The following is a 12,098-nucleotide window of genomic DNA, read 5'->3' as shown; positions in this document are numbered from 1 at the left end:
TCCGAAGGGACGATGCGCGATGAGCACTCTCTCCGCTTCCCTGATCTGACACCGGGCGGTCACCGCGGTGCCCCCGTGCGCGAGCCGCGTCCCGCGACGGATGTCGCCGGACGGGCCGGCAGCCGTAGCACCGGACCGGGATCCGACCACCGGCGCCGATCGATCATCGGCCCCGATGACCGGCCCCGTCTCCGGCCCCGATCTCCGCTAACGGCACAGGCACAGGCACAGGCACAGGGCAACGACACAGGCACCGGCACCGCTTGTGGCCGCAACTCCCCTTTCCTCTCTGGAGATCCATCACACACCCATGCCCATGTCCTTCAATCTGAACGTCATCGAGGAGTTCCGCGCCAACGGCGGGCGGGTCGGCGGCCCGTTCGAGGGCGGCGACCTCTTGCTGCTGACCACCACCGGAGCCCGCTCGGGGCGGCCGCACACCGTGCCGCTCGGGTACGTCCGGGCGGAGGGGCTGCTCCTGGTCGTCGCCTCGGCCGCCGGGGCGCCGGAGCACCCCCAGTGGTACCGCAACCTCCTCGCCCACCCGGTGGTCCGGGTCGAGCTCGGCACCGAAGCCTTCGACACCGTCGCCGTACCCGCCGAGGGCGACCGCCGGGAGCGGCTGTTCGCCGCCGTGGTCCGGAAGGCTCCGGGTTACGGGGACTACCAGGTTTATGCCGACCGGGAGTTGCCGGTCGTCGTCCTGGAGCGGCTCGAACCGCCCGCCGGCGGTCCGGCCCCAATGGTGGTGCGCAGCCTCGCCGACAAGCTGCTGGAGGCGCACACCTGGCTGCGCGCGCAGCTGCGCCACGTACGGGAGGAGGCACACGCCCACGTCCCGGGCCGCCCGGCCGCGCTCGGGCTGCAGCTGCGCCAGCACTGCCTGGCTTTCTGCGACGGGCTGACGCACCACCGCACCGGGGAGGACTCCGCGATCTTTCCCGCCCTCGCGCGCAGCCATCCGGAGCTGGCCGAGGTCCTGGCGCGGCTCGACGAGCAGCACCGGGCCATCGGGCGGATCAAGGAGGAGCTGGTGGGCCTGCTGGCCGGGATCCCGATCACCGAACCGGAGCGGCTCCGGACGGAGCTGGACCGGATGTCCGCCGAGCTGGAGGCACATCTGGACTTCGAGGAGGCGGAACTGCTGCCGGTCCTCGCCGGCATTCCGTTCCCGCCGACCGGGCCCGCACCGGGGCCGTCCGCACCGAACCCGTCCGCACCGGGCGGGTCGACCAAGGGCAGGCCGGCACCGGACCGGTCATCACCGGGCGGCGGCTGAAACGGCGTTGCCGCCGTCCCCTTCCCGAGCTGCGGGAGGGGGCGGCGGCACCGGTCCGCCCTTGGACGGGGCGGTCCGTTGCGGCAGTGCTTACAGCCCCGAGAACACCGGGAGGTAGCCGCCGGACTGGCCGGCCGCCTTCGGGTGGTAGCTCTCGTCGACCGGCAGGGTGGTGCTGTTCAGCCAGGTGGTCAGCGAGCCGCAGATCTCGTGCTCGTTGAAGATGCTGCGGACGTCACCGAAGGCGAAGCCGGCGTTGGCGGCCCGCTTGGCGAGGACGCCGTCCAGGGTGTCGGCGGCACCGTTGATGGCGGCGCGCTTGGTGTCACCGATGCCGAAGATGCAGCTGCCGCCGACCTTGTAGATGTGCGGGTAGCCCATCACCACGACGTGGGCGTTCGGGGACTTGGACTTGATCGCCGAGTACACCTTGTCCAGCTGGCCGGGCAGGGTGGTGGTGGCGTAGCTCTTGGCCGTGTTGACGGCGTTGACGCAGTCGGCGTCCGAGCCGAGGACACAGGTCTGCATGGTGTCGGCGAAGCCCGCGTCGTTGCCGCCGACCGAGATGCTGACCAGCGTGGTGCTGGCGTCCAGGGCGGAGATCTGGCTGTTCAGGATGTCGCCGGTCTTGGCGCCCGAACAGGCGACGAACTTGAAGGAGGACGGCGCGTGCGCGTTCTTCCAGAGGTACGCGTACGCGTTGGTGCTGCGCTTGCAGCTGCCGCTGTCGCTCAGGTAGCTGCCGGCGCCGACACCGGACGAGTACGAGTCGCCGAGGGCCACGTAGTTGACGCCGGCGGCGTTCGCGGACGTCGCGGCGAAGAGCGTCGTCATGGTGAGGCCCGCCGCTATGGCGGCGATGGACAGGGCGCGGGCAGGACGAATCATCACAGCTCCAGTGGGGTGGCGTGGTGAGGGTCACAGAAGTGATACCAGGCGGTAGCCAAACCCGGAAGCGGTCATGCCAAGGATATTGACGGGACGTCCGATAGCTCCGAGATGAACTGCCGCTGACGGTCCGTGATTTCACGCAGGTCAGCGGGGGTGTGCGGTGACGCGCGTAGCGCAGCGCGCGTAGACCGGCAACTTGCAGAAATTTCGTGCAAGACAAGCGCGGAGTTGCCGCCCGACCATTGCCGGGTCGGATTCGAATCGGGTGTCAGCCGAACCAGGGGGGGCTGGTGACACCCGCGAAGGCAGGTGAAGGGTGGGCCAGAAGGGCATCGGCGGCACCACGAGAATTCACCGCTGTGGCCGATCGGACGCAAGTGGCCCATGTTGACGTCCCACATGGCGGTGCGTCAGGGCATCGCGTCGACCCGGGCCGGCCCGGCCCGCTCAAGCCTCGCCCGGCCCGGCCCGGTCAAGCCCCAGAGGGCCCGGGCCGGCGCGCCCCGCAGGGACGTCGCTCGGGAGTACGGCGACGCGCGAGGTCAGCCCCGCGCGCCGGGGCGGCCACCACCGGGCTGCACGGCACCCGTGTACCCGGCACCCGGATACACGGTGCCCGGGGAGACCGTGCAGCCCTCGACCGGCAACTCCTCGATCGCCTCGTTCGCGGCCGCGGGCACGCCGAGCCAGCGGGCGGCAGTGGCGACCGCCGCCCGGGCCTGGCGCAGCCCGGGCGCGCCCCAGCCGAGCAGCTCGACGGCGAGGCCCGGCGCGACCAGCAGCCGCCGGTAGTGCCGGCCCGAGGCCGGGTCGGCCACGCTCGGGCCGACCGACCGCAGCAGCGCCGCCATCCGGACCCGCGCGCACTCGTGCCCGCCGTTCGCCGAACCGACCCGGTCGTAGAGGTAGCCGAGGTAGTACGGCCGACCGATCCGGGCCTGCGCCTCCTCGGCCGCCTCCCGGGCCAGGGCGGCCGCCGGGTCCCCATCGTCCTCCGGCTCCAGCGAGCCGCCGGGCAGCGAGCAGATCCCGTCCCGGGGGTTCACCAGCGTCAGCACCCGCCCGTCGGGTACGAACAGCCACCCCCAGGACTGCTTGACCGGCAGCCCCTCCGGCACCGGCTCGCCCGGCCGCCACGGCCAGCCCGCCGTGGGGCGCCGCCGCACCTTCCCGAGCAGCTCCGCAACCTCCGCGCTGTACTCGATCGGGCTCATGCTCTCGCCCCGCGGCGCTCGACGGGGACGCTCGCCCCCGCGCACCTCCCGGCGCCGAGCTCGCTCCGCTCGCTCATCCGTCCCCCTCTCGCAGTCGGGCTTCGCCGGACCGGCGGTGCGCGGGGAGGACCTGCAGGGCGCGGTACGGGGCGGAGCGGCCGGAACGGCGGCGTGGGGCACCGCGCGCTCCTGCTGTTGATCTTCTCCGAATCTTCCCCGAACACGCGGTCGATGAACAGTCCCCAGCGCCGCATGGTGGATGCGGAGACGACGGACGCGGTGGACGCGGAGGCGGTGGACGCCCCGATCACCCCAGCGGCCCACCCCCTTCCCCGGGGTCGCGGAAGCCGGGCAGCGGGAACCCGGGCCGAGGGTCCACCCCGGGCGGGAAGGGCAGCCCGCGCGCGGCGTCGTCCGCCAACTCGTCGAACACCTCGTGCGCGGTCATCGGCCGCAGCCGTCCGCCGGTCAGCGCCCAGCCGCGCACCGGCGGCCGGGGCCGGGTCTCCCCGGCCGGGGAGGCGGGTGGACGGCCGACCGGGCTGGACCGGTCGTCGCTCCGGCCGTCGGCCCCTACGCCCACCGACGGATCGCCGTGCAGCAGCAGCGCCCCCTCCCCACCCAGGGCGACGCCCGCCGCGAGCGTGACGCAGAACGCCTCGGCGTCCCGCCCGGCGGGGTACAGCAGCCCCTCCTCCACGCAGACGTCCACCGCCGAGGTGAGCTCCTCGCCGTCCTCCGGGCCGTGGCAGCGCAGCGTCAGCAGATGGCACCCCTCCCCCGCGCCCTCGGCCAGCGCGAGGTAGACCGACGTCACGTACCGCATCACGGCGGCCATCCGGAACTGCCCGGCCGGGTCGTCACCGACGGCGCCCAGCAGAGCCGCACAGGCCACGGACATCCGCACCCGTGCGCGGTGGTCGTCCAGCAGCACCGGGACCAACTCGGCCAGCCGCTCCCCCGCGTAGACGAACGGCTCCCCGGCCAGCTCCGGATCGCCCGCGTAGGCGACCCGGGCGGCGGGTGCCCGGGGGTCGAGGCCGAGCGCCGCGCAGTAGTCCTCGAAGTCGCCCGCCTCCAGGACCCGAAGGTGCACCTCCAGCCCCTGCCGGTGCAGGGCCGTCAGGTGCTCCTCCGCCCGCCGCAGGTAGGCCTGGTGACCGAGCCCGCCGAACAGCCCGTACTGCGCGAGCCCGGCGAAGTCCCCGGCGTCGACGGCCAGGGCCAGCGCCACCGGGTGGGGCGGCGGCGCGCCCCGGGCCCGGCCGCCGCTCCCCCGGCCGGCGGCCCGCGCACCGTCCCCTCCCGCCCGGGCCCCCGGCGGCCGCCCGCCCCCGGGTGGCACCGCCCCGCCGGGCCCGCCCGTCGACGCCCCACCGGCACCGCCACCCGGCCGCCGCCCGCCCAGCACCAGCACCCGCCGGCGCTCCCGCGGGGACCACCCCGCCGCGGCGCCCAGCACCTCGCGCACCGACTTCCGTACCGCAGCCATGACTCCTCCTTCTCGCCCTCCGACACCGGATCGCGCCGACCACCCCGACCGGGAGTGGCCGACGCCGAGGAACATACACAGAGCCACTGACAATTCACCCGGAGTGATCGAACGGGCTCGGCGCCGCCCACCCCGCCCACCGCCGCTCGGCCCCGGGCCCCGGCCGCGGACGCAAGGGGCACCAGGGGCGCCAGGGGCCAGTGGTTCCACCGGGTCGGGCGGGATTGTCAGTGCTGCGGGTTAGGGTCGGGAACCATGCGACTGCTGCATACCTCCGACTGGCATCTCGGGCGCTCGTTCCACCGGGAGAGCCTGCACGACGCCCAGCGCGCCTTCCTGGACCACCTGGTGGAGGTGGTCCGGTCCGAGGGCGTGGACGCCGTGCTGGTCGCCGGGGACGTGTACGACCGGGCGCTGCCCGGGCTGGAAGCGGTCGCGCTGTTCGACGACGTGCTGCACCGGCTGGCGGACCTCGGGGTGCCGACGGTCTTCATCAGCGGCAACCACGACTCGGCCCGCCGCCTCGGCGTCGGCGCGGGGCTGATCGGCCGGGCCGGCATCCACCTGCGGACCGACCCGGGCGAGTGCGCCGAGCCCGTCCTGCTGGCGGACGAGCACGGCCCGGTGGCGGTGTACGGGCTGCCGTACCTGGAGCCGACTCTGGTGCGCGAGCGGTTCGGGCTGACGAAGGGCGGGCACGCGGCGGTGCTCGGGGCGGCGATGGACCGGGTCCGGGAGGACCTCGCGGCACGCCCGGCCGGCACCCGGGCGGTGGTGCTGGCGCACGCCTTCGTCACCGGCGGCGCGCCGAGCGACAGCGAGCGGGACATCGCGGTCGGCGGCGTCGCCTCCGTCCCCGCGTCGGTCTTCGACGGCGTGCACTACGCCGCGCTCGGCCACCTGCACGGCAGCCAGACGCTCGCCCCGCACCTGCGCTACAGCGGCTCCCCGCTCGCCTACTCCTTCTCCGAGGTGCACCAGCGCAAGACCATGTGGCTGGTCGACCTGGCCGCCGACGGCTCGGTGACGGCCGACCGGGTCCCCTGTCCCGAGCCGCGCCGCCTGGCGACACTGCGCGACACCCTCGACGCGCTGCTCACCGACGAGCGGTACGCCGAGCACGAGCAGTCCTGGGTGCAGGCCACGCTGACCGACGCGGCGCGGCCGAGCGAGCCGATGGAGCGGCTGCGCCGCCGTTTCCCGCACACCCTCCAGCTGCTGTTCGACCCCGAGCGGAGCGAGGCCGAGCCCTCGCAGTCCTACGCGGCGCGGGTCAGCGGCCGCGGGGACCTGGAGATCGCGGAGGGCTTCCTGCGGCACGTCCGCCCCGGCGCCGAGCCGGAGCCGGACGAGCTCGGCTGGCTGCGGGAGGGCTTCGAGCGCGTCCGGGAGACCACGGACCGGAAGGCGGACCTGCCCCGATGAGGCTGCACCGGCTCACCGTCACCGCCTTCGGCCCGTTCGCGGGCAGCGAGACGGTGGACTTCGACGCGCTCGCCGCCGGCGGGCTGTTCCTGCTGCGCGGCGCGACGGGCGCGGGCAAGACCAGCGTGCTGGACGCGGTCTGCTTCGCCCTGTACGGCGAGACGCCGGGCGCGCGCCGGGCCAACCGGCTGCGCAGCGACCACGCCGACCCGAAGCGGCTGACCTCGGTGGAGCTGGAGCTGACCCTCGGCGGGCGGCGGCTGCAGGTCACCCGGCTGCCCGAGCAGCGCCGGCCGAAGAAGGTCGGGAGCGGCACCACCGTCGAGCGGGCGCAGACCCTGCTGCGCGAGTGGGTCCTCGACACGGGCGACGGCGCGCCCGGCTGGCGCGGGATCAGCAAGTCGCACCAGGAGGCCGGGGAGGAGATCCACCGGCTGATCGGCATGAACCGGGAGCAGTTCTGCCAGGTGGTACTGCTGCCGCAGGGCGACTTCGCCCGCTTCCTCAAGGCCGATTCGGAGGAGCGCGGCAAGCTGCTGCGGCGGCTGTTCGACACCGAGCGGTTCCAGCACGTGGAGGCCTGGCTGGCCGAGCAGCGCCGCGGCCAGGAGGCCGCCGTCCAGGCCGGCCGGCGCCGGCTGCGAGACCTCGCCAGCAAGGCCGAGCAGGCGGCCGGTCCGGGCGCCGAACCCGCCGCGGGCTGGGTGCCGGCCGAGGACGACGACGGTCTGGCCGCGGGGGTGCTCGGCTGGGCGGCGGTCCTGCGCAGCGGCGCGGCCGAGCAGCTCACCGTCACCGAGGCCGCCCTCGTCGGCGCCGGGGCCGCCCAGCGCGCCGCCCAGGAGCGCCGCGAGGCCGCCGAGGAGCTGGCCGGTCGCCAGCGCAGGCACCGCGAGGCGCTGGACCGGGCCGAGCGGCTGGCCGGCTTCGAGCCCGCGGCGACGGCGGACCGGCGGCGGCTCGCCGCCGCGCAGGAGGCCGTCGGGGTGGAGTCCGCCCTGCGACTGCGGGAGAGCGCGGCCGAGGCACTCGGGCGCGCGCGGCAGCTGGAGCGCCGGCACCGCGAGCTGCTGGCCGGATCCGGTACCGGGGGCCGGGATCTCGCCGGGGCCGACGCCACCGGGCTGGCCGAGGCCGAGCGGCGGCTGCGGGCCGAGGTGGTCCGGCTGGAGGCGGCCCGGGCGGAGGAGCGGCGCTGCGCCGAACTCACCCGCGAGCAGGGCTCCCTGGCACAGGACCGGCGCGCCGCCGAGGAACTGGCCGAGGAGGCCGAGGACTGGCTCGCCGAGTTCGAGGGCGAACTGGGCCGTCTGGAGCAGCAGCACGCCGAGGCCCGGTCGGCGACCACCCGGGTCGAGCAACTGGACGGTCAGCGCACCGAGTTGACCGGACGCCTCGGTGCGGCGCGGGAGCGCGACGGCCTGCGCGCCGAGATCGCCGCGGCCGAGCCCCGGACGGTCGCGCTGCGCACCGCCGCGCTGGACGCCCGGGAGCACAGCCTGGACCTGCGGGACCGCCGGCTGAGCGGCATGGCCGCCGAGCTGGCCGAGCAGTTGCGCACGGGAGAGGCCTGCCGGGTCTGCGGCTCGCCGGAACACCCGGCGCCCGCCGAGGCCGCGCCCGGCGGCCGGGTCGGCGCCGAGGACGAGGAGCGGGCGCGCCGGGCCCAGGCCCACGCCGAGCGGGTCTGGACGGAGGCCGACCAGTCGCTCACCGCACTGCGGGTGCGCGAGGCCACCGCCGCCGGCGCGGCCGGGCCGGACACGACGGAGGCGCTCGCGCAGGCCCTGGCCGGGCTGGAGGACCAGCATCGCGGGGCACGGCACGCGGCGGAGGCGCTCGGCCGGGTCGAGCAGGAGATGGCCCGGCTGTCGCAGGACCGCACCCGCCGGGTCGACGAGTTGCAGGAGGCCAAGGAGCGCGCCGCCGTCCTCTCCGACCGGCTGCTGGCGCTCGGCACCGAGCAGCGGACGCTGACCGCCCGGGTGGCGGCCGCCCGGGGCGACGCGCCCTCGGTCGCCGACCGGGCCGCGGCCCTCACCCGGCTCGCCGAGGCGGTCGCCGTGGCGGCGAACTCCGTCCGGGCCCGGACGGAGGCGGCGGCCCGGCTCGACGAGGCCGAGGACGAACTGGGCAAGGCCGCCGCCGCGGCGGGCTTCCCCGACCCGGCGGCGGCCCTGGCGGTGCTGCTGCCGCGCGAGGAGCGCGAGCGGCTGGAGGCCCGACTGGAGCGGCACCGCGCGGAGACCGCAGCCGTCCGCCGCGAGCTGGGGCTGCCGGAGCTGGCCGAGGCCGCGGGCCGTCCGCCGGTGGACCTGCCCGCCGTCGCGGCCGAACTCGGCGCCGCCACCGACCGGCTCGGCCGGTCGCACGCCGCCCACGCGGCGGCCCGCGAGCGCTGCGGGGCGCTGGCCGCGATCGGGCGGCAGCTGACCGGGCTCGCCGCCGAACTGGCCCCCGCGCTGGACCGGTACGGGCGGATCACCCGGCTCGCCGCACTCACGGCCGGCACCGCCGCCGACAACCGGCTGCGGATGCGCCTGGAGTCGTACGTCCTGGCGGCCCGGCTGGAGCAGGTCGCGGCGGCGGCCAGCGACCGACTGGTCCGGATGTCCGGCGGGCGCTACACCCTGGTGCACAGCGACGACCGGGGCAGCGGCACCAAGCGCTCGGGCCTGGCCCTGCGGGTGGTCGACGCGTGGACGGGCACCGAGCGGGACACCGCGACCCTCTCCGGCGGCGAGAGCTTCTTCGCCTCGCTCTCCCTCGCCCTGGGACTGGCCGACGTGGTCACCGACGAGGCCGGCGGCATGCCGCTGGACACCCTCTTCATCGACGAGGGCTTCGGCACCCTCGACGAGCAGGCCCTGGAGGAGGTCATGGACGTCCTGGACGGCCTGCGCGAGCGGGACCGCGCGGTCGGCATCGTCAGCCACGTCGCCGACCTGCGCAGCCGCATCCCCGCCCAGCTGCTGGTCCGCAAGGGGCGGCGCGGCTCGACCCTGGCGCTGGCCGGGCGGGAGGACGCGTAGGCCGACCCCGGGCAGTTCGGGGTCGGCCGTGGATCAGCCCGAGCAGGCGATCCGCTGCGCCTGCTGCCAGGCGCACACCGGGCAGAGGGTGCTGCCGGGCCGGTCGGCGGGCAGTTCGGTCGGTTCCCCGCACAGCACGCAGTCGGCGCGCGGCCCGGTCGCCTCCGGGTCGTGCCGCAGCGCCGCCTCCGCACCGCCCTCGGACACGAGTTCGCAGACGGCCGCTTCCTGGTTCGTACCGGTGTCGTTCATGCCGCCTTCCTACTCCGCTCCCCGCTGAGCTGCAACAGGCTCGGCCCCGGCCGAGTCGGCCCGAGCGCCCGGCGGACGAATGACAGCGAACAGATTTCAGAAAACGTTCGCTGAAATCCGTCATCTGAAATCTGTTCGCTGAAGGCCGTTCACTGAAACCCGTCCGCTCGAACCCGCCCCGCCCCGCCGCAGGCCCCCTCCCGCCCGGCGGCTACCGTGACCGGCATGCCCACCGACCTGCATCGACGTCTCCTCGCCGCTCACGCGACCACCCCGTCGTACCCCGAGGTGGGCGCCACCCGAGGCGGCGGCGGACGGCTCCCGGACGGCTACGCCCACCTGCGGCGGCGGGTCCACCTGGGGCGCGGCGCGGAGGTTCTGGAGCGGGCCGGCCGGTACGTGCTCGGCTGGGGCAGCCAGTTGGGCACCGGCTTCGCGGTGTACCCCGCCGGCCCGGCCCGGGAGGGCGGGACCGTGCTGCTGCGACTGAACCTGCCGGGGAGCCGGCGGCCGCGTCTGGTGATCCCCTGCCGGGTGGTGTGGACGGTGGACGAGCCGGACCGGATCGGGTTCGGGTACGGAACCCTCCCCGGGCACCCCGAGCGCGGCGAGGAGGCGTTCCTGGTGTCGATGGACGCCGACGGCGAGGTGTGGTTCGAGGTCACCGCGTTCTCCCGGCTGTCCGCCTGGTACGCCAGGCTGGGCCGCCCGGTGGCCCTGCTCTGCCAGCACCTGGCGATCGAGCGCTACCTCGCCGCGGTGGCCTCGCACGTCCGCTGAGTCGCGAAGCCCGCCGAGCCCGCCCGGACCACCGAGCCCGCCCAGGCGCGGCGCGCCCGGCCCGCCCGCCGGGCACCGCGCGCACCGCGCCAAGGTCAGCCGAGGAAGGACAGCCGGACGGTCCGGCGCGGGTTGTCCCCGTTGGTGTCGATCAGCACCACCGACTGCCAGACGCCGAGGGCCAGTTGGCCGCCGAGGACCGGCAGGGTGGCGTGCGGGGCGACCAGGCCGGGCACCACGTGGTCCCGGCCGTGGCCGGGGCTGCCGTGCCGGTGGCGCCAGCGGTCGTCGGCCGGGAGCAGGTCGCGCAGGGTGGCGAGGAAGTCGTCGTCGCTGCCGGAGCCGGTCTCCAGCACCGCGATCCCCGCGGTGGCGTGCGGGACGAAGATGTTGAGCAGGCCGTCGCGCCCGGTGGCCCGTTCGTCGAGGAACGCGGCGCAGCGGTCGGTGATGTCGAGCGCGACCTCGCGGTTGCCGGTGGTGATCTCGATGGTGCCGCTCTGGAAGGTGGTGTCCGGGAAGGAGCCGGTCCGGGTGGAGTGGTTGTTGTCCGCCATGGCGCCATCCTGTCCCAGGTCAGCGGGCCGGGCGTACTCCCTCGCCGACTCGCCGCGCCGGGGAGGCGAACTCGCGTAGGGTGAAAGGTTCAGACCACATCACCCGGACGGCGCGGCACGCACCGGAGCCCCCACCCCGGGCCTTCACCGGGGCCTTCACCGAGCCCCGCCGGGCCCGAACCCGGGACATCGTCCGGACACACCGAAGACCCGGTGGACCGGACGGTCCACCGGGTCGGTTCCCGACCGGGCGGCGGGGAGGGACCCGTACCGCGCCGGTCGAACTAGCCGCGCCCGCCGAAGAGGCTCCGCCGCAGCCGACGCAGCGGCGTCAGCAGCGAGATCCTGGTGTGGCGACGACGGGTCGTCGGGGCCTCGGCGCCGCGCGGCGTGAGCTCCCTTATCAACCCGAGTGCTTCGGCGGTGTCCACCGCCGGGAGTGCGGGCGCGCCGAGCACGGCCAGGTGTCGGTCGATCCGGCGGCCGGTCGTGCCGACACCGCACTGGATCGCCGGCACGCGGGGCCGAGTCCGCACTTGCATGTGTTCCATCAGTTTTTCCCACCCCTACGAGGCGCCAGGGCCGTGAGGCGAAGACTATCCGTGAAGGACGGCCTTCGCGCAACCGTCCTTGGTGTTGTGCCACCGTATCGTGCGGCGTCAACTGACGAAGCACCAGGGGCCACCAGGCCGGTCACGACTAGGCATCAATGATGGTGCACGACCGGCCGTCCGTCACCCGGTCCGGCAGGCGAGGTGCGGCAACCGTACGCACGGCACACGCACGACACGCGCCCGGCGCACGGCGGCGCCCCTGCGGAACCGGGCCCCGCGGCCCGCCCGCACCCCGCCAACGACCCGCCCGCACCCCACCAAGGGCCCGCCCGCGCCCAACCCGCACCTCACCCGCGCCCCGCTCGCGCCGCCATATAGGGGACAGCCGGGAGACGGCCGCCACATCGACAAAGCGATCATCGGGGGGCGTTCGCCGCACCCGATCCGTGCACGGCCCGGCCGAACCGGGCGCCGGCCGACACCGTGACCGACCGACTTCAGGAAGTGAACACATTCGAGGGATTGACTCCCGCCGAACCTCCAAGCAGTATCTGATTGCACACGCCAGTGCCCGCACCGCACCCAAGCGTGTGTTCGATTGATGAAGAACTCCGGCTCCCGC

The 12,098-nt window shown here is 75.2% G+C and carries 10 protein-coding genes; 4 read left to right on the top strand and 6 right to left on the bottom strand.

Features of this window, described 5'->3' with window-relative positions:
• Nucleotides 1-310: 310 nt before the first annotated feature.
• The gene (locus tag ACFVUY_RS05530; RefSeq protein ID WP_387727557.1) at nucleotides 311-1,279 is read left to right on the top strand and encodes a nitroreductase/quinone reductase family protein; all 969 of its coding nucleotides are present in this window, start codon (nucleotides 311-313) and stop codon (nucleotides 1,277-1,279) included.
• Nucleotides 1,280-1,369: 90 nt separating this feature from the next.
• Here the strand turns inward: ACFVUY_RS05530 and ACFVUY_RS05525 are convergent, their stop codons facing one another.
• The 3 genes from ACFVUY_RS05525 to ACFVUY_RS05515 form a co-directional block, all read right to left on the bottom strand.
• Complete coding sequence (locus tag ACFVUY_RS05525) at nucleotides 1,370-2,167, bottom strand: SGNH/GDSL hydrolase family protein (RefSeq protein WP_387685002.1); 798 nt, start codon at nucleotides 2,165-2,167, stop codon at nucleotides 1,370-1,372.
• Nucleotides 2,168-2,712: 545 nt separating this feature from the next.
• Nucleotides 2,713-3,384 (bottom strand): NUDIX domain-containing protein, encoded by a 672-nt coding sequence (locus ACFVUY_RS05520; RefSeq protein ID WP_387727555.1) that lies wholly within the window; start codon nucleotides 3,382-3,384, stop codon nucleotides 2,713-2,715.
• A 307-nt stretch (nucleotides 3,385-3,691) separates the two neighbouring features.
• Nucleotides 3,692-4,876 (bottom strand): hypothetical protein, encoded by a 1,185-nt coding sequence (locus tag ACFVUY_RS05515; RefSeq protein ID WP_387727553.1) that lies wholly within the window; start codon nucleotides 4,874-4,876, stop codon nucleotides 3,692-3,694.
• Between the two features lie 255 nt (nucleotides 4,877-5,131).
• Between ACFVUY_RS05515 and ACFVUY_RS05510 the strand changes: the two genes are divergently transcribed.
• Both ACFVUY_RS05510 and ACFVUY_RS05505 read left to right on the top strand, forming a co-directional pair.
• Nucleotides 5,132-6,301, top strand: coding sequence for an exonuclease SbcCD subunit D (locus ACFVUY_RS05510; RefSeq protein ID WP_387684996.1), 1,170 nt, complete (start codon nucleotides 5,132-5,134; stop codon nucleotides 6,299-6,301).
• Nucleotides 6,298-9,333: an AAA family ATPase gene (locus ACFVUY_RS05505; RefSeq protein ID WP_387727551.1), complete on the top strand. Its 3,036-nt coding sequence runs from the start codon at nucleotides 6,298-6,300 to the stop codon at nucleotides 9,331-9,333. Before ACFVUY_RS05510 ends, ACFVUY_RS05505 begins: the two co-directional genes overlap by 4 nt.
• 33 nt (nucleotides 9,334-9,366) lie before the next feature.
• Here the strand turns inward: ACFVUY_RS05505 and ACFVUY_RS05500 are convergent, their stop codons facing one another.
• Nucleotides 9,367-9,585 (bottom strand): hypothetical protein, encoded by a 219-nt coding sequence (locus tag ACFVUY_RS05500; protein ID WP_387684992.1) that lies wholly within the window; start codon nucleotides 9,583-9,585, stop codon nucleotides 9,367-9,369.
• A gap of 225 nt (nucleotides 9,586-9,810) precedes the next feature.
• On the opposite strand from ACFVUY_RS05500, the gene ACFVUY_RS05495 reads away from it, so the two are divergent.
• Nucleotides 9,811-10,365 carry a DUF1990 family protein gene (locus ACFVUY_RS05495; RefSeq protein WP_387727549.1) on the top strand — a complete coding sequence of 185 codons (555 nt, stop codon included), beginning with the start codon at nucleotides 9,811-9,813 and terminating at the stop codon, nucleotides 10,363-10,365.
• 95 nt (nucleotides 10,366-10,460) lie between these two features.
• Here the strand turns inward: ACFVUY_RS05495 and ACFVUY_RS05490 are convergent, their stop codons facing one another.
• Together ACFVUY_RS05490 and ACFVUY_RS05485 are read right to left on the bottom strand one after the other, a co-directional pair.
• Nucleotides 10,461-10,922, bottom strand: a complete 462-nt coding sequence (locus ACFVUY_RS05490; protein ID WP_380538050.1) for a YjbQ family protein — start codon at nucleotides 10,920-10,922, stop codon at nucleotides 10,461-10,463.
• 284 nt (nucleotides 10,923-11,206) lie between these two features.
• Nucleotides 11,207-11,473, bottom strand: coding sequence for a hypothetical protein (locus ACFVUY_RS05485; protein WP_049650625.1), 267 nt, complete (start codon nucleotides 11,471-11,473; stop codon nucleotides 11,207-11,209).
• Nucleotides 11,474-12,098 lie beyond the last annotated feature (625 nt).

This window comes from Kitasatospora sp. NPDC058063 (assembly GCF_042885395.1).
GTDB classification, from domain to species: Bacteria; Actinomycetota; Actinomycetes; order Streptomycetales; family Streptomycetaceae; genus Kitasatospora; species Kitasatospora lactacystinica.
This window is presented reverse-complemented; position numbering and strand designations above follow the sequence as displayed.